The organism is Agrobacterium sp. MA01 (assembly GCF_009650195.1).
GTDB lineage: Bacteria > Pseudomonadota > Alphaproteobacteria > Rhizobiales > Rhizobiaceae > Allorhizobium.
In genome coordinates this window covers 1,862,745-1,879,477 of the sequence record NZ_CP045854.1, presented here as the reverse complement: position 1 = coordinate 1,879,477, position 16,733 = coordinate 1,862,745, and the positions used below count along the sequence as shown (strand labels likewise).

Below are 16,733 nucleotides of genomic sequence, written 5' to 3'. Positions count from 1 at the left end.
CTTTCAGTGACGGCAAGCAACTGTGCTTGCGGCAGGATTGAAGGCGCAAAGCTGCCTCTCAAAACAGGAACGCACCCACCCTCCTACTCTCTCGACCTACGCCGCCTGCGCCCGCCACCCTCGCCATCGCCCTCCGACAACACCTTCCGCTCCGGCAGCGTCACGACGCTTGCGAGCTTCGGGAACGGGTCGACCTTGTTCGGCAGCGCCATGGCGTCGATGAAGAGTTGCTGGAAATGCGGCTCCAGCGCCGTTTCGATCTTTTCGATGCGGGTGACGGTTTCCTCGATTTCGCGGCGGTAGTCGCGGTTGAGGAGGGCCATCAGGGCGCCTGTGCCGGCGGCGTTGCCGACGGCCTTGACTTCATCGAGCCCGCAATCGGGGATGAGGCCGAGCACCATCGCGTATTTCGGATCGATGAAGGAGCCGAAGGCGCCGGCGAAGCGGATGGTGTCGACGGTTTCGACTTCGAGCTTTTCCATCAGGAGCTTGATGCCGGCATAAAGGGCTGCCTTGGCGAGCTGGATGGCGCGGACGTCGTTCTGCGTCACCGTGATCTTCTGGGCGCCGTCATGCAGCAGGTAGGAGAAGGTGCGGCCGTTTTCGAGAATTCTATGGCTTTTCGCGGCCATGCCGCCATCGACCACGCCGTCGGTGGAGATGACGCCGGAGAGATACATTTCGGCGACGACCTCGATGATGGCGGAGCCGCATATGCCGGTGATGCCGGTCTTTTCCGCGGCCTCGGCAAAACCCTCTTCATCGGACCACTGCTCGACACCGATGACCTTGAAGCGGGGTTCCAGTGTTTCCGGGTCGATGCGGACGCGCTCGATGGCGCCGGGGGCGGCGCGCTGGCCGCAGGAGATTTCAGCACCTTCGAAGGCGGGGCCCGTGGGGGAGGAGGCGGCTACCGTGCGTTCGCGGTTACCAAGGACGATTTCGGCATTGGTGCCGACATCGACCAGCAGCATCATCTTGTCCTGACGGTGCGGGCCTTCCGAGAGCGTGGCGCCGGCGGCATCCGCGCCGACATGGCCGGCGATGCAGGGCAGGCAATAGACGCGGGCGCCATGATTGATGGCAAGATCGATTTCGCGCGACCAGGTGTGCACGGCGCCGGAGACGGCGAGCGCAAAGGGTGCCTGGCCGAGTTCGGTCGGGTCGATGCCGAGGAAAAGGTGGTGCATGATCGGGTTGGCGACGAAGACAGCATCGAGGATGTCGTTGGGGTCGACACCCGCCTCTGCGCAGACCTTGACGGTGAGATCGTTGATGGCCTGACGCACGGCCTTGGTCATCGCCTCGCGGCCATCCGGGTTCATCATCACATAGGAGACGCGGCTCATCAGATCCTCGCCGAAGCGGATCTGCGGGTTCGACGTGCCCGAGGAGGCGATGACGCGGCCTGACAGAAGCGAGACGAGATGCATGGCGATCGTCGTCGAGCCGATGTCGCAGGCGATGCCATAGGCCTCGTTGTGCAGCCCCGGCCAGAGCGCGATCATGTTGGGGCGCGAGGTGTCGAGGTCGCGGTGGATGGCGGCGGTGACGCCCCAATTGCCCTTGCGCAAGGTCTTCTGGACATCCGGCAGGAGATGCTGAGCGACGAGGATGTCGTTGAAACCCCAGTCCTTTTCCAGCATCAGGTTCAGGCGGTCGAGATCGCCAAGCGGCTTATGCATGTCGGGTTCGTCAACCTCGACATAACATAGCTGGATGGCCGGATTGCGCGGGAAGGTGCGGTCGGTCGCGGCCTTGCGGATGACCTGGGCATTGACGACCGTATCCGGCGGCACGTCGACGACGAGATCGCCCTGGATGGTGGCCGAGCAGGAGAGGCGGCGGCCTTCCGGGATGGTGCGGACCTCGGCGTAACGCTTTTCCTTCGGGCCGACGGGCGAGATATGGTCGTTCGACGAGGTGATGCCGTGCTTGGCGAACTGGCCTTCCTGGACCTCGATCTGGCAACGCCCGCAGGTGGCGCGACCGCCGCAAACGCTCTCCACGTAGACGCCAAGCGTGCGCGCGGCTTCGAGCACTGTGGTGCCGATGGGGAAACGGCCACGCTTGCCGGAGGGCATGAAGAGGACGAGGGGATCGGTTGCGTCGGTCATTCTGGTCTTTCGGTTTCGAGGGACGTCTCCCTCATATGTTGTGCGGAGGTTTTACCCCCCTCTGTCACTGCGTGACATCTCCCCCGCATGGGGGGAGAGTGGTGCTTCGATCACTCCGTCGGTGCGCCACCGCCCACACGCGCGGCACGGCCGCCGCGGCGGCCGCCGCCGGTCGAGGCTGAGGCGGGGGATGCGGCCGGGGCTGCGTGGGCGCCGCCTTCGGCGGGCTTGTAGTCGCGGTAGGTCTTGATCCAGTTGTAGCAATTCTCGTCGGTGCCATTGAGGACATTGGCGGCGCGCACGGCTTCCATTTCCTGCGGGCGGCAGGGGTTCATGATGGCGGATGTCATGCCCGCACCGATGACCATCGGGATGAAGCCGGCATTGATGCCGTGACGATGCGGCAGGCCGAAGGAGATGTTGGAGAGGCCGCAGGTCGTGTTGACCTTGAGCTCTTCGCGCAGCCGCCGGACCAGCGCAAAGACCTGCAGGCCTGCCGAACCGATGGCGCCAATCGGCATGACCAGCGGGTCGACGACGATGTCATGCGGCTTGATGCCGTAATCCATGGCGCGCTCGACGATCTTCTTCGCGACGGCAAAGCGGACGTCCGGATCCTGGGAGATGCCGGTTTCGTCGTTGGAGATGGCAACGACCGGGACATTGTACTTGGCGCAGAGCGGCAGGATGGCTTCGAGCTTTTCCTCCTCGCCGGTGACCGAATTGACCAGCGGACGCCCCTTGGCGACCTTCAGGGCTGCCTCGATGGCGGCGGTGACGGAGCTATCGATCGCGAGCGGCACGTCGACGAGGCCCTGGACGATTTCCATGGTCTTGACCAGAAGGCCGGGCTCAGTCTCGTTCGGATTGACGGAGGTGACGCCGGCATTAACGTCGAGCATGGTGGCGCCCGCGGCGACCTGTTCCAGGGCATCCTTGATAACCGTGTCGAAATTGCCGGCCTGCATTTCGGCAGCAAGCTTCTTGCGACCCGTCGGGTTGATGCGCTCGCCGATGACGCAGAAGGGCTGGTCGAAACCGATGATGATTTCCTTGGTGGCGGATGCGACGATGGTGCGGGTCATTTCAGTCCTCCGGTCGGTGCCGGCTCTCGCACGGCGGGAATGGGGTGTGCCGGCAAGAGCCGGGGAAGATCAATGGGGCTGGGTATTGGCGGCAAGGCCTGCGAGCGTCTGCTGGTCCTGGACCGGATCAGCGCCGATTTCGCGCATACGCTGGGCAGCGATGTCGTCGGCGCGGCCGTGCTCGCGCTTCCACGGGCGGCGGCCCTTCAGGATGCCCGACTCATGGACGATTTCGGCGACATATTCCTCCTGGCGATAGGCCATGACATGCACGCCAGAGACGCCCTCGATCTCCTTCACCTCGTTGATGATGTCGATGCAGAGCTGCTTGCCTTCCTTCTTCTGGTCCTGTGCGCCTTCGAGGCGGGCGATCACATGGTCCGGAATGTGGATGCCCGGCACGTTGGAGCGGATCCACTTGGCCGTCTTGGCCGAGGCGAGCGGACCGACACCGACGAGGATGTAGCATTTATCGTGGAATCCGAGGTCGCGGACCTTCGCCATATAGTCGCGGAACATCGGCACGTCGAAGCAATACTGGCTCTGGACGAACTGGGCGCCGGCCTCGATCTTCTTGCCGAGGCGATAGGGGCGGAAGTCATAAGGCGGGGCAAAGGGGTTGATCGCGGCGCCGAGGAAGACCTTGGGCGGACTGGTCAGTTTGCGGCCGGACAGGAACTTCGATTCGTCGCGCATGGTGCGGACGGTCTCCAAGAGCGACATGCAGTCGAGGTCGAAAACGGGCTTCGCACCCGGCTGGTCGCCGGCCTGAACGCCATCACCCGTCAGGCACATGATGTTGGCGACTCCCATGGCGGCGGCCCCCAGCACGTCACCCTGGATGGCGATGCGGTTCTTGTCGCGGCAGGCGATCTGCATGATCGGCGCGTAACCCATGCGGGTCAGAAGCGCGCAGATGCCGACCGAGGACATGTGGCAATTGGCGCCGGAGGCATCGACTGCGTTGATGCCGTCGACCCAGCCGTCGAAAACCTTGGCGCGCTCATAGACGTCTTCCGGGTCGGCACTATCAGGCGGGTTGAGTTCGGCGGTGACGGCGAATTCGCCGCGGCGCAGGACGCGCTCCAGTCGGCCGAGCGAGGAATGGCCGGGCAGGGGATCGAGCGGCAGGTGGACCCCAAGCGGATTTTCATCGATATGGGCCATGCTCAGGCTTCCTTTGCCGTCTGTTTTTCCCGCTCGGCGGCGGCTTCCGCCGTGACGCGCAGCCAGGAGGATGTCTCGCGCAGCGACTGGTTGACCGGCTTCTGCACTTTCAGGATCGCGTCACCTGACACCATGTTGCGCGAGCCGTTCCAGGCCTGAACCCAGACGCAGGGCATGTCGGGCTCGACCTCGCAATTGCCGTTGGCGCGCACGCCGCCGCAGGGTCCGTTGCGCAGCTGTTTGGGACAGTTCATCGGGCAGGACATGCCGGTCGAAGACAAGACGCACTGGCCACACATGCGACAGTCGAAGAGCAAGCCCTTCACATTGCGCTCGACGAAGGTGACCGGGGTTTCAACCCTGTTGTAGCCGAGCTTCTTCCAGACCGGATGGAGAAAGAGGAAGGCATTGGCGAAGTTGCGGTAGAACCATTCGAGGAAACGCGAATTGCGCACGGCCCAGAGGCGGATCGTATAGGAGCGGCGGGCGCGGCGGTTGGGCGAAACGCCTGCCGGTGTGAACGCGCCAGTCTTTGCCTTGGCTGCGGGAGCGGCATTGCCCTTTTTTGGCGGGCCGGGATCCACGAGAACAGGTTCACCCATTGTCGCGGCCTCCGGCATGGACAAGCGCCACGAGGCGGGCCTTGTCGTAGGCGGCTTCTATTTCGGCGGCTGCCGTTTCGGCTTCGGCTTCGAGGTCGTCACCGACCGGAACCGGATCGGCCTTCCGCCAGTCGGCTAGATAGGCGTCGGTTTCCGCAGCGCCAGTGCGCATGGCGGCCATGTCGATGGCTTCGGTGAAGCGCAGGGAGAGCTCACGCTTGGCCGATTTGCGACCCTGCTTGACGATCACCTGAGCCGGAATATCCCGCCAGTAAACGACGATCTTGTCTGCCATGCCACTCTCTCCCTTTGGTGCCAGAATGCACGGGGGGCATTCGCCGGACTGCGCTCTTCACGACGTCGCTTGTCGCCAAAAACGACGCTGCCATGAGTCCTGATGTTTTTACCAGATTCGGCGCGTGAGACCGCACCAGATCCACGACCAGAGAGTGGGTGGGAAGCGCAGGGCGGACGGACCTTGCGGCTTGATGGGGGCGAGGCGACCGTTGAGCGCGTCGTCGATCGATTGGCGGGTGATGTCCAGAGCGGCAAGGGTCAGCAGAAGGGGATAGGTGGAGATGAAGTCTGATGATGCGGGTTTCGTGCGGACCTCGTAGAGCGTGCCGCCGGTATCCGTTCCGGCATCGACGAGATGCAGGGTGGCGCCGAAATTTTGCGGGTCGTTTTCGCGCAGCGACCAGTAGCCGCCCATCTGGCCGCGATAGTTCGGATTGATCCCGGCATGCAGGTTGATGACCGGGCAGGGCATGGCGGCGAGCTGACGCGCCGACATCAAGCGGGTCGATACGAGCAGGATGGCGCCGGGCTTCAACTGCTCGACGAGGACTTTCGTCTCCGGGGCGTTGATCGAGGTGACCGGATGGATCGGGACAGTGTCGGGCAGTGTGCGGTCCAGATCATGTTCGGCCAGCAGCGCCTCGACACGGCGATCCGCAAGGCGGCGCAGAAGGCGGGCGGCGATCATCGTGCCAAGCTGGCCGAGCGCTGCAATCCAGCCCAATCTCCGTGCGCGACGTCGAGTGATCTCGCCCTTTCCCTCTGGGTTTTCCAGGAGAACGTGGACATCCATGCCGGCCTTGGCGAGATGCTGGATGACAATAATGGGATTGAGCCCGCCGGCGGTCATGACGACTACGCGGCGGGATGCCGGTTCGGCTGCGTTCTCCATCATCATACGACGAACGAGACAACGGCTATGGCGGTGTAGACGACAAAGGCGGCGACGACGAGAGAAAGCACTCCGATCACACAGCCGGCGACGACACCGAGACCGTCACGCTGGGAATGGGCAAAGCCGAGGACTGCCAGCGCAAAGGCCGGAGGCCAGTTTCCGAGCGGGATCGGCAGGAAGACGACGATGGCGAGGATCAGCGCGAACACCCCGATAAGCCGTTCGGCAAAGCGGCTCTCGAACAGCCAGAAGCGTGGGACTACCAGCTTTTCGGCCCAGCGCATCCAGGGAACCAGACGCTTGACGATTGCCTCGAAGGTCTGCGGCTCGACGCCGTAATCGCTCACGACACGAGGAAAGAACACACGCCCGCCCGGAGAGGCCATCATCTGCCAGGCGACGAAGATCAAGGGTAGCCCCAGGATGAAGGTGGCACCCGGTGGCATCGGCACGAGATTCGGAAGCGCGAAGACCAGAAGGAAGGCGCCGAAGGAGCGGTCCTGCAGCGCGATCGCGATGTCGCGGATCGTCACCTTGCGGTCCGTCGTGCGGGCCAACCGGACCAGAAGATCCGAGAGGTTTTCGGGATGCTTGTGTTCACGCGCGGTGGCAAGACCTGCCACCCATGTTTCCGCCCTGTCGGTCATTCGTTTTCTCTTGGTTCTTTGTTGACCTGACTTGCAGTGTCGCAAGGGGAGATTACAGGGAAATTAAAGCGGATCGGTGACACGGTCACGCTTTTGCGAATGGTGAAGGGAGAGTGAAGAGCGATAGGTCGAGTTATCTGATCATCGACGTAAGCCGCTGCCTTGATTTTTCCGCATGTGCTGGGCACCTAAGACGTCGGATATCGATCAGACGGGGAATCAGGATGACTGTTTTTTCTCAGCGCTTTGCAGGTGTCGGCGCCCTCATCATCGCCATCATGTTCGGCCTTTCCTCTTGCGGCAACACCATCCGCGGGATTGGCAATGATCTCGGCAATGCGGTCGACGCGACGCAGGATGCCGGTCGCAGTGTGGCCAATTCGGTGCGCTGACGCAGAGGTCGCCCAAATTTGAGATGATCAGGCGGCCGGGGCGGCGCCCAGTGCTGCCGCAACCAGTTCAGGCTGGAGATCGCCGTAGCCTGTGAAGCGGTATTCGTAGTCCAGCTTCAGATAGTCTGCCGCCCATTTCGCCTTGGCTTGCAGTTCGGCGTCCTCGGTCTGGGCGAGGTAGACGATCTTAGTGTAATTGCCGAAGACCATGTCGCGCAGTTCGGGGTGCCGGTCGAGCTTCAGGGGTTCGATGACGAAGGCCTCGAACTGGCGGGTAATCAGATCGGTCAGGTAGAATGCGGTAAATTCGGTCTCGCATTCAGCGAGAAACTTCTCGGTGCCGGTGAAGAAGGCATAACAGTGAGGCCCAGACAGGCGCTCGATGCCTTCCTCGCGACAGATTCTGTCAACTTCGCCTTGAGTGCCGCATTCGGCATAACCAATGAAGATGTTGTCATGGCCGGCAGAGCGGGCTTCAGCGATCTTTTCGCGCAGTGCCGGAGCGATGCGGTCCGGCCAGACATGCCAGATGGCGGGCAGACATTCCAACGTCAGATGATCAAGGCCATTCAGGGCTTTGACGGCCAGAATCTCGCGGGCAATCGCTCCGCACGCAATCACGTGAACCTTTTTTGATTTGGCGCGTTGTTCCATCGCATTCCACTCGTCACCCATACAGAAGGTACATCAACATGATGGCGAAAAAACTGACAGCCGGCGCAGTCCTCGTTCTCACCGTCTTCGCACTGTCGTCCTGCGGCAATACGATCCGTGGCGTTGGCCAGGATGCCGCCAACACCGTCGACGCGACGCAGTCTGCGGGCCGCAACGTCGACGCTGCGGCTTCGCGCTAACCACCGAGGCCAGGCAAGGCCCTGAGCGGCGCTGTAACAGGAGAGGGAGCATGACGCTCACGACGATTGCAAAGGCCAGTGCCATCTACATGATGGCGGCCATCCTGTACGCCGGAGGGCATGTCGCGTGGCAATCCATGGCGAATGCCCCTCAGGACGACGTTTACGCAGAAGCCGGCCTCTAAGGCCGGCTTCTCTGTTTCTCAACCTCAGGCGCGAGCACCCATGCTGTTGTGCTTGCGGGAAATGAATTCCTTGGCCGTTTCAACGGCGACAGCGGCATCGCGGCAATAGGCGTCAGCACCGACAGCCTTGCCGAACTCCTCGTTGAGCGGCGCGCCGCCGACGAGCACGACATAATCGTCGCGAATGCCCTTTTCCTTCATCGTGTCGATCACGACCTTCATGTAGGGCATGGTCGTGGTCAAAAGTGCCGACATGCCGAGGATATCGGGCTTTTCGCGTTCCAGGGCTTCCAGATAGTTTTCAACCGGGTTGTTGATGCCGAGGTCGATGACGTCGAAGCCGGCGCCTTCCATCATCATGCCGACCAAGTTCTTGCCGATGTCATGGATGTCGCCCTTGACGGTGCCGATGACCATCTTGCCCTGCTTCGGTGCGCCGGTTGCGGCGAGCAGCGGGCGCAGGATCGTCATGCCTGATTTCATGGCGTTGGCGGACAGGAGAACTTCCGGCACGAAGAGAATGCCGTCGCGGAAGTCGATGCCGACGATGCGCATGCCTTCGACGAGTGCCTGGGTGAGGATGTCGTAGGGTGCCCAGCCACGGTCGAGCAGAATACGTGTCGCTTCCTCGATCTCTTCCTTGAGGCCATCATAGAGGTCGTCATGCATCTGCTGCACGAGCTCTTCATCGGAGAGTTCGGAAAGAATGATGTCGTCTTCGGCCATGGTGGTGCTTCCCGCTTCTTTTCAAACGCGATTCCGGTCGCGCCGGGCATGAGACTGCCCGATCGAAAGTTAAACCTCAAGTTCGTGAAAAACTCTTTTCGATTACGACGTGGCAACCCTGAAAAGCGACGGTCCGGGACTAGTACGCCCAAAAGGCGATGTCTGTGAGACGCAAGCGGTTGGCGCATAAAGGATGGTTTCACATGCGGATTGGAATAGCATAATGGAGGAGAGAAGCAGCGCGGACGAGCGCTCGAGCGAGGAAGCAGACATGGACGACATCACGGCAGAACCGGGAGCAGGCCGCCGCCAGCGCGGCGAAGGACGAGGGGCTGCGGCCCGCAGGGCATCGCGCAGCGGCGGCGGTGCCGGTCCGTCGATGCCCTATATCACCCGCAAGATCAAAACCTACGAGGTCCTCGACGAGGAAGGCCTGGAGCTGATCGAGCGCAATGCCGACACCGTTCTCGAAGAGATCGGCATCGAATTCCGTGAAGACGCAGAAGCGTTGGAGCTGTGGAGACAGGCTGGCGCCGACGTGAAGGGCGAACGCGTGCATTTCCCGAAGGGTTTGTGCCGCGAACTCTTGAAGACGGCCCCGTCGGAATTCACCTGGCATGCGCGCAATCCCGAGCGCAGCGTGCAGATCGGCGGCAATGCCACGGTGTTTGCGCCGGTCTATGGCTCGCCTTTCGTGCGCGATCTCGAAGGCGTTCGCCGTTATGCGACGCTCGAGGATTTCCGCAACTTCGTGAAGCTGGCCTATATGGCGCCGTCGATGCATTCGTCCGGCGGTACGGTTTGCGAACCGGTCGACATTCCGGTGAACAAGCGTCACCTCGACATGGTCTACAGCCACATTAAATATTCCGACAAGCCGTTCATGGGCTCGGTCACGGCACCGGAGCGGGCGGAAGATTCGGTGGCGATGGCCAAGCTCGTCTTCGGTGACGAGTTTGTCGAAAACAATTGCGTCATGCTGAACCTGATCAACGCCAACTCGCCGATGGTCTTCGACGAGACCATGCTCGGCGCGGCCAAGGTTTATGCCCGTCACGGTCAGGCTTCGGTCATCTCGCCCTTCATTCTGTCCGGCGCAATGAGCCCGGTCACTGTAGCAGGTACGCTGACGCAGATTCTTGCCGAAGTTCTGGCGGGTGCTTCCTTCACGCAGCTGATCCGTCCGGGTGCCCCGGTGCTGTTCGGCACGTTTGCCGCTTCGATCTCGATGCAGTCGGGTGCGCCGACCTTCGGTACGCCGGAGCCGGCTCTGGTGTCCTATGGAGCCGCCCAGCTCGCGCGGCGCATGGGTCTGCCCTTCCGTACGGGTGGCTCACTCTGTGCGTCGAAGGTTCCGGATGCGCAGGCAGCCCATGAGAGCGCCAATACGCTCAACATGACGTTGCTTGCCGGTGCCAATTTCGTCCTGCACGCGGCCGGGTGGCTCGAGGGCGGCCTTGCTGCCTGCTACGAGAAGTTCATGATCGACCAGGACCAGCTCGGCATGATGCAGAAGATGGCACAGGGCGTCGATCTGACCGAAGACGGTCAGGCGATGGATGCCATCCGCGAAGTGGGTCCGGGTGCGCACTATCTGGGCTGCGCCCATACGCAGGCGAATTTCCAGACGGCCTTCTACCGCTCGGCGCTCGCCGACAACAACTCTTTCGAGCAGTGGGAAATCGAAGGTCGCAAGCGGATCGAGGATCGCGCCAATGTGCTCTGCCGCTCCTGGCTCGACGCATACGAGGCGCCGGCGCTCGATCCTGATATCGACGAGGCGCTGCTTGCTTTCATCGCAAGCCGCAAGAATTCGATGCCTGACGCCTTCACTTGAAAGGGTCCCGTTGCCAGGGAGCAAGGCGGAGCCAACCAGGTTGCCGACATGATCCAAGAGGAGGTCTGGCGACCCCATTACAAGATCGAGGGGCCGCGATGAGCGGCCCTTCATTCGTTGCGCACAGTCTCGAGGCGCGGTTCGCTGCGCATGGACTTGCGCCGCGCGGACTTGTTCACTTCGGAGGGCAAGACGAGGCGCCGATGCTTGCCGACGGCGCGCCGGCAAAGGCCGCTCTCCTGATCGGGGTCATGGGTGGTGCAATGTGGCCGCATTTCGAGCGCTGGCGGATGGCGCAAGCCGACCATGGTGGCGCCGATCCGCTCGACCGATGGTCAAAGCTGGTGATCGATCAGGTCGCAGGCGAGATCGAGGCGGAAGCGTGCTATCCGTCAGATCCGCCTTACCAACCCTTCCAGCGCTGGGCGATGCGGGCCGAGGGACTGAAAGCATCGCCGCTCGGGATCCTGATCCATCCGCAGTTCGGTCTCTGGCACAGCTATCGTGGGGCGCTTCTGTTTCGCAACTGGGACGAAGCACAGGAGGAGCGGCCTGTGACCGGGCCGCAGCCCTGCGAGACCTGTCGCGACAAACCTTGCCTGTCGACATGCCCTGTCGGCGCCATCTCGCTGGACGGGTTCGATGTGGCGGCATGCCGCGCGCATCTGGCGAGCCCTGAAGGGCAGGGTGGTTGCATGGCGTCGGGTTGTCTCGCCCGCAATGCCTGTCCGGTTGGAGCCGACTATCGCTATCCGAATTTGCAGCTGAGCTTTCACATGCAGGCGCTGAATTTGCCGGGATGATGGGGCTGCCCCGGTTCTTGGGATTTTCAGGCAAATGGCCTTCACACCGCCCGGAATCAGCGCCAAGAAGCGGGCTCACGAACAAGGGGGCTGCGTGCGAAAACTCCTCTCCATTCTCGGTCTTCTGATCGGCTCGAGCCTGCCTACGCTGGCGCTAGCGGCCTGCGAGGACCTTATCGACGGGGATGCCCGCTATCTCGCCTGCCGGTTCGATCCTGGCCGCGAGGAGATCCGGCTGCATCTGGCCTCGCCCGAGGGGCAGGTCTATGGCGGGTTTGCCAGCCTGAGGCGCCAGCTCTGGGCCGAGCGGCGCGTGCTGACATTTGCCATGAATGCCGGCATGTATCACGACGATCTGTCGCCGGTCGGTTACTTCGCCGAATATGGCAAGGTGCTGAAACCGGCTGTCACGGGCGGTGGATGGGGAAATTTCCACCTGCTGCCGAATGGTGTCTTCCTGATGAAGGATGGCAAGGCGTCGGTGATCGAGACCAAGGCCTTCGTCGCCAGCGGATTGACGCCCGACTTCGGCACGCAGTCCGGCCCGATGCTTGTCATCGATGGCAGACTGCATCCGCGGTTTCTGGCCGATAGCGAAAGCTTCAAGATCCGCAACGGCATCGGCGTCGATGCCGAGGGGCAGGTGCACATGGTGGTGTCGCGGGTGCCGGTCCGGTTCTACGATTTCGCCCGCCTGTTTCGCGACAGGCTCGGTTGCGCAAACGCACTCTACCTCGACGGCACGATTTCAAGCGTGTTCATCGCCGAAGAAAAGCGGATGGACCGGCTGTTCCCCATGGGGCCGATCCTCTCGGTCAGCATGCCGATCCCGCAGTGAGACTGGGGTCAGACGGCGGCCTTGGGATAGGCGCGCTCGAGGCCTCCGGAACGATTGAGACCGGTGCGGAAGGCGGCAAATGCCGGGTGCTGGCTGGAACGGGCGGCCTCCATCAGGCGGATCTGCAGGCGAGCCGGGGCATTCGCGCCGATCCACTCGCCATTGCGCTCGAGCTTCAACGAATTCAGAAACCGGGATTCCGAGGCGATCTCGAGATAGACGTAGAGACCTTCAAGCAAGGCATCGTCCTGGGCCGGGTTTTCGAAGATGAGCTTCAGGAAGGCCTGGTCGGGCTCCTGCATCGAGGCGATCTTGGCGGCGACGGTGTCGCGGTCCGGAAAGGCGGACATGGGCTTACTCCCTCTGCTGGTCAAAATACTCATGAACGCATAGCCGGGCCACGCATCCATTAGGTCAAGCTACAGCATGCCAAGTTTGCCCCAAGCTGGTCGCGCAGTTCCGGGACCGGCCGTCATTCGTGGCGGAGCGCGTCGATCGGGTTCATCTGCGCGGCGCGGCGGGCGGGGAAATAGCCGAAGACCATGCCGATCGCTGCGGAAAAGGCGAAGGCGAGCAGGATGATCGAGGGGCTCGCGACAAAGGGGACCGACATCAGGGTTACGGCCGTATAGGCGATGCCAAGGCCAAGCGCGATGCCAACCACGCCGCCGAAGACGGACAGCGTGACCGCTTCGACGAGGAACTGCATCAGCACCTGGCGCTCGACTGCGCCAATCGCCAGCCTGATGCCGATCTCGCGCGTTCGCTCGGTGACGGACACCAGCATGATGTTCATGATGCCGATGCCGCCGACGAGCAGCGAGACGGCGGCGACCGCACCGAGCAGGCCCGTCATCAGCGTCGTGGTGCCGGTGAGCGTCGCTGCCATCTGGGTCATGTCGTTGACGGTGAAATCATCGTCGCGACCAGCAATAATCTTGCGGCGCTCGCGCAGCAGGCGTTCGACATCGGCCTGCACCTTTGCCGTGGATACGCCGTCTTCGGCCGAGAGCATGATGCTGGAGATATCCGTCGAGCCGCCGATGCGGCGCTGGAACACCTTGAGCGGCATCATCACGACATCATCCTGGTCGCTGCCCATGCCGCTTTGCCCCTTCTTGTCGAGAAGGCCGATCACCTGGCAGGCGACATTGCCGACGCGGATGGTCTGGTCGACGGCCGGGGTCGAGCCGAACAGCCTGGAGCGCACCGTCTCACCGATGATGCAGACGGCCTGTCCGCCGCGCTCTTCGGATGGCATGAAACTACGGCCGGAGGCGAGTTCCCAGTTCTGGGCCACGAGATAATCGTTACCCGAGCCGATGATCGTGGTCTGCCGGCTCTGGCCGCTGAAAACCACCGTCTGGCTGGACTGGTTGATGGCGGCCACGGCGCGCAGGCCCGGGATCTGCTCTCGTATCGCGTCGAGGTCCCGGATGGTGAACTTCTTGGCATCGGTTGCCGCGCGACCGGGGCCGAATTGGCCGGGGCGGACGAAGAGCAGGTTGGTGCCAAGCTTGGAGATTTCCGCCGTGACCTGAGCCGTGGTGCCGTTGCCGATCGTCACCATCGCGATGACGGCGGCGACGCCGATGACGACGCCGAGCACAGTGAGGAAGGAGCGCAACAGATTGCGGCGGATGGCGCGGAGTGCGAGCTTCAGGGTCTCAAAGAACATCGGCGACCACCGCTCCAGCATGGGTGTCGGACTGGATATGGCCATCGACGAAACGCAGCGTGCGCTTGGCATAGGCTGCAATATCGTCTTCGTGGGTGACCATGATGACGGTTATTCCGTGGTCACGGTTGAGGCCGGTGATCAGTTCCATGATCTCGCGGCTGGTCTTCGTGTCGAGATTGCCGGTCGGCTCGTCGGCCAGGAGCACGGATGGGCTGGTGACGATCGCCCGGGCAATGGCCACACGTTGCTGCTGGCCGCCGGATAGTTCCTGGGTCGTGTGGTTTTCGCGGCCGGCCAGACCGACCTGCGACAGCGCGGTCAAGGCGCGGGTTCGCCGTTCACGGGCATCCATGCCACGATAGACCAGAGGCAGTTCGACATTCTCGACGGCCGAGGTGCGGGCGAGCAGGTTGAAACCCTGGAAGACAAAGCCCAGCATGTGACGGCGCAGCAACGTGTATTGCGCTCGGTCGAAGCCCGTCGTGTCGATGCCCTGAAACAGGTACTGGCCGGAGGTCGGCACATCCAGGCAGCCGAGGATGTTCATGGCGGTCGATTTGCCCGAGCCGGACGGGCCCATGATCGCGACGAATTCATGCCGATCGATCGTCAGGTCGACCTTGTCCAGCGCGCGAATGGTTGCTTCACCGCGGCCATAGATGCGGGAAATCTGGCGAAACTCGATGAGCGGGGCCACTGCCATCCTGTGCCTCAACCGTTGCGAACCGTTTGATCGGTGATCACCCGGTCGCCTTCCTTCACGTCGCCCTTGACGATCACCGTATTCTGCCCGTCGGAGGAACCGATCTCGATGTTGACGGCGACCGGCTGACCGTCGCGCAAGAGCCAGATGGTGCGTTCGCTGCCCGTCGGCTCAGGCGCGCTGGCGGGTGCCATGCGTGGTGGGCGAAACAGGCTGAAGACGCCGCTGCCGCCTTCGGCGGTCTCGGTCTGCGTGGCGGGGGGCGAGTAACGCAAGGCGGCATTGGGAATGAGCAGGCCGTCTTCGACCGACTGGACGACGATGTCGGCGGTCGCCGTCATGCCCTGGCGCAGCAGAAGCTCGTCATTGGCGACGGACAGGATGCCCTTATAGGTCACGACATCGTTCACCGTTTCGGACGCATAGCGGATCGAGGTGATCTCGGCCGGGAAACGCTGATCGGGAAAGGCATCGACAGTGAAGGTGGCGGTCTGACCCACGGCGACCTGCCCGACATCGGCCTCGTCGATAGAGACCTGCAGCTCCATTTCCCGGAGATCGCCCGCGATGGTGAAGAGTGTCGGCGCCTCCAGCGAGGCTGCCACCGTGGCGCCGGGATCGACATTGCGCGAGAGAACTATGCCGTCGATCGGCGACGCGATGGTCGCCTTGGAGAGCGACAGATTCGCCTGTTCGAGAGCAGCTTGTGCCGAGATGACATCGGCGTCTGCGCTCTGGCGCGCGGCAGATGCGGCCTGGAAGGTGTATTCGGCGGTGTCGAGATCCTGCTGGGTGGAGACTCGGCTGGAGACCAGCGTGGTCAGCCGGTCGAGCTTGGCCTTGGCGGACTGCTCGTCGGCCTCAGCCTTGGAAACGGAGGCACGGGCAGAGGCAAGCGCAGCTTCCTTGGCCTTCAGATCGGCATTCAGCTTGTCGGTATCGAGGCGCGCCAAGACGTCGCCCTTTTTCACCTCGCTGTTGTAGTCGACCAGTACCTCCCGCACGGTGCCTGATTGTTCCGAGGAAACGTCGACCTGAACGGTGGGCTCGACCGACCCGGTGGCGGTGACGATTACCGTCAGATTGCCAGGTTTCAGCTCCGACGTCGTATAGCTCACCGTCGTGCCACCGGCCGACCAGAGATAGGCGCCGTAGCCGAGACCAGCGAGGGCGAGGATGACAAAAACGCGCAGACCCCAGCGCCGCTTTGGCCGCGCGGCATTGGCCAGGATCGCTTTCAGTTCCTCGGCTTCGGCCGAGTTCTCCGGTGTTACGTCTTCGCTCACGTCTGCTCCGTCACACTGCATTCTCACTTTGCCGGGACCATGGCCCAAGCTCGGGCCGTCGCCCTTGATCGGGGTCAAGTGGCGACGGGTTCCCTATTGATGCAGATAGACCTTCGCGGCGGAAAGGACAGTGAAACATTGGTAAGGTTGGTGGGAGGTGCGGCAACTGCTTTCAGATGAGTGCTGGAGGCTGAGCATATGGTCGGCCTGACCGGCTATTTCCGTGCATCATACATAGACCGGGCGGCGTCGATCTCGGCTCGATGCTCAATCGCCCAGGTGGCGAGAGGGGAAAATCGAGCGAACAGGCTCTGACCCAAAGGGCGCAGCAGATAATCCACCCGCGGCGGGGCCGTTGGAGTGACGATGCGTTCAATCAGCCCGTCTCGTTCCAGCTTTCGCAGCGTCTGCGTCAGCACCTTTTGCGATAGGTCGGGGATGTCGCGACGCAATTCCGAGAAACGGCGCGCCGAAAGATGCAGCGCCGCCATGACCAAGATGGACCACTTGTCGCTGACGCCGTCCAGCACATGGCGGACGGGACAGGTCGCCGGGTCAAGCGAAATGCCGGGGGTCTCTGACGATCCTTCCATAATCACGACGTCCTCACGGGTTCCT

At 62.6% G+C, this 16,733-nt stretch carries 20 protein-coding genes; 6 read left to right on the top strand and 14 right to left on the bottom strand.

The genetic code is table 11. The features are described from left to right. Positions 1 to 83: 83 nt before the first annotated feature. The 7 genes from GH983_RS09185 to GH983_RS09155 all read right to left on the bottom strand — a co-directional run bounded on the left by GH983_RS09185 (position 84) and on the right by GH983_RS09155 (position 6,810). Positions 84 to 2,117 (bottom strand): ASKHA domain-containing protein, encoded by a 2,034-nt coding sequence (locus GH983_RS09185; protein WP_153762228.1) that lies wholly within the window; start codon positions 2,115 to 2,117, stop codon positions 84 to 86. 110 nt (positions 2,118 to 2,227) lie between these two features. Next, positions 2,228 to 3,202, bottom strand: coding sequence for a methyltetrahydrofolate cobalamin methyltransferase (locus GH983_RS09180; protein WP_069041319.1), 975 nt, complete (start codon positions 3,200 to 3,202; stop codon positions 2,228 to 2,230). 69 nt (positions 3,203 to 3,271) lie between these two features. Beyond that, a complete protein-coding gene (locus tag GH983_RS09175) occupies positions 3,272 to 4,369 on the bottom strand; it encodes a methylenetetrahydrofolate reductase (RefSeq protein ID WP_153762227.1) in 1,098 nt (365 codons plus the stop codon). A gap of 2 nt (positions 4,370 to 4,371) precedes the next feature. Beyond that, positions 4,372 to 4,971, bottom strand: coding sequence for a methylenetetrahydrofolate reductase C-terminal domain-containing protein (locus GH983_RS09170; RefSeq protein ID WP_153762226.1), 600 nt, complete (start codon positions 4,969 to 4,971; stop codon positions 4,372 to 4,374). Then, positions 4,964 to 5,266, bottom strand: coding sequence for a virulence factor (locus GH983_RS09165; protein WP_006727754.1), 303 nt, complete (start codon positions 5,264 to 5,266; stop codon positions 4,964 to 4,966). The genes GH983_RS09170 and GH983_RS09165 overlap by 8 nt, the downstream gene beginning before the upstream one ends. A gap of 108 nt (positions 5,267 to 5,374) precedes the next feature. Continuing rightward, complete coding sequence (locus GH983_RS09160; protein WP_153763583.1) at positions 5,375 to 6,160, bottom strand: formyl transferase; 786 nt, start codon at positions 6,158 to 6,160, stop codon at positions 5,375 to 5,377. A gap of 2 nt (positions 6,161 to 6,162) precedes the next feature. Beyond that, positions 6,163 to 6,810: an exopolysaccharide biosynthesis protein gene (locus GH983_RS09155; RefSeq protein WP_153762225.1), complete on the bottom strand. Its 648-nt coding sequence runs from the start codon at positions 6,808 to 6,810 to the stop codon at positions 6,163 to 6,165. A gap of 278 nt (positions 6,811 to 7,088) precedes the next feature. Here GH983_RS09155 and GH983_RS09150 point away from each other — a divergent pair, with 278 nt between their 5' ends. After that, positions 7,089 to 7,202, top strand: a complete 114-nt coding sequence (locus GH983_RS09150) for an entericidin (RefSeq protein WP_150127522.1) — start codon at positions 7,089 to 7,091, stop codon at positions 7,200 to 7,202. A 27-nt stretch (positions 7,203 to 7,229) separates the two neighbouring features. Here GH983_RS09150 and GH983_RS09145 read toward each other — a convergent pair whose 3' ends face one another. Next, positions 7,230 to 7,856 carry a DUF1638 domain-containing protein gene (locus tag GH983_RS09145; protein ID WP_153762224.1) on the bottom strand — a complete coding sequence of 209 codons (627 nt, stop codon included), beginning with the start codon at positions 7,854 to 7,856 and terminating at the stop codon, positions 7,230 to 7,232. Positions 7,857 to 7,894: 38 nt separating this feature from the next. On the opposite strand from GH983_RS09145, the gene GH983_RS09140 reads away from it, so the two are divergent. Further along, on the top strand, positions 7,895 to 8,056 hold the full coding sequence (locus tag GH983_RS09140; RefSeq protein ID WP_054151314.1) for a hypothetical protein: 162 nt from the start codon (positions 7,895 to 7,897) through the stop codon (positions 8,054 to 8,056). 50 nt (positions 8,057 to 8,106) lie between these two features. Beyond that, the gene (locus tag GH983_RS24475; RefSeq protein ID WP_256367284.1) at positions 8,107 to 8,241 is read left to right on the top strand and encodes a hypothetical protein; all 135 of its coding nucleotides are present in this window, start codon (positions 8,107 to 8,109) and stop codon (positions 8,239 to 8,241) included. Positions 8,242 to 8,265: 24 nt separating this feature from the next. Here the strand turns inward: GH983_RS24475 and GH983_RS09135 are convergent, their stop codons facing one another. Continuing rightward, positions 8,266 to 8,967, bottom strand: coding sequence for a B12-binding domain-containing protein (locus tag GH983_RS09135; protein WP_054151315.1), 702 nt, complete (start codon positions 8,965 to 8,967; stop codon positions 8,266 to 8,268). Between the two features lie 271 nt (positions 8,968 to 9,238). Here GH983_RS09135 and GH983_RS09130 point away from each other — a divergent pair, with 271 nt between their 5' ends. The 3 genes from GH983_RS09130 to GH983_RS09120 all read left to right on the top strand — a co-directional run bounded on the left by GH983_RS09130 (position 9,239) and on the right by GH983_RS09120 (position 12,445). Continuing rightward, positions 9,239 to 10,804: a trimethylamine methyltransferase family protein gene (locus GH983_RS09130; RefSeq protein ID WP_069043801.1), complete on the top strand. Its 1,566-nt coding sequence runs from the start codon at positions 9,239 to 9,241 to the stop codon at positions 10,802 to 10,804. A 98-nt stretch (positions 10,805 to 10,902) separates the two neighbouring features. Beyond that, positions 10,903 to 11,607, top strand: coding sequence for a 4Fe-4S dicluster domain-containing protein (locus GH983_RS09125; protein WP_153762223.1), 705 nt, complete (start codon positions 10,903 to 10,905; stop codon positions 11,605 to 11,607). Between the two features lie 94 nt (positions 11,608 to 11,701). Further along, on the top strand, positions 11,702 to 12,445 hold the full coding sequence (locus GH983_RS09120) for a phosphodiester glycosidase family protein (RefSeq protein WP_246727535.1): 744 nt from the start codon (positions 11,702 to 11,704) through the stop codon (positions 12,443 to 12,445). Between the two features lie 8 nt (positions 12,446 to 12,453). Here GH983_RS09120 and GH983_RS09115 read toward each other — a convergent pair whose 3' ends face one another. The 5 genes from GH983_RS09115 to GH983_RS09095 form a co-directional block, all read right to left on the bottom strand. Continuing rightward, positions 12,454 to 12,795, bottom strand: a complete 342-nt coding sequence (locus GH983_RS09115; RefSeq protein WP_150127382.1) for a hypothetical protein — start codon at positions 12,793 to 12,795, stop codon at positions 12,454 to 12,456. 122 nt (positions 12,796 to 12,917) lie between these two features. Further along, positions 12,918 to 14,123, bottom strand: coding sequence for an ABC transporter permease (locus tag GH983_RS09110; RefSeq protein WP_054151319.1), 1,206 nt, complete (start codon positions 14,121 to 14,123; stop codon positions 12,918 to 12,920). Continuing rightward, positions 14,113 to 14,829 carry an ABC transporter ATP-binding protein gene (locus GH983_RS09105; protein ID WP_054151320.1) on the bottom strand — a complete coding sequence of 239 codons (717 nt, stop codon included), beginning with the start codon at positions 14,827 to 14,829 and terminating at the stop codon, positions 14,113 to 14,115. The genes GH983_RS09110 and GH983_RS09105 overlap by 11 nt, the downstream gene beginning before the upstream one ends. Positions 14,830 to 14,837: 8 nt before the next feature. Further along, positions 14,838 to 16,136 carry an efflux RND transporter periplasmic adaptor subunit gene (locus GH983_RS09100; protein ID WP_194842802.1) on the bottom strand — a complete coding sequence of 433 codons (1,299 nt, stop codon included), beginning with the start codon at positions 16,134 to 16,136 and terminating at the stop codon, positions 14,838 to 14,840. Between the two features lie 194 nt (positions 16,137 to 16,330). Next, a complete protein-coding gene (locus tag GH983_RS09095; RefSeq protein WP_153763582.1) occupies positions 16,331 to 16,708 on the bottom strand; it encodes a helix-turn-helix domain-containing protein in 378 nt (125 codons plus the stop codon). Positions 16,709 to 16,733: the final 25 nt, after the last annotated feature.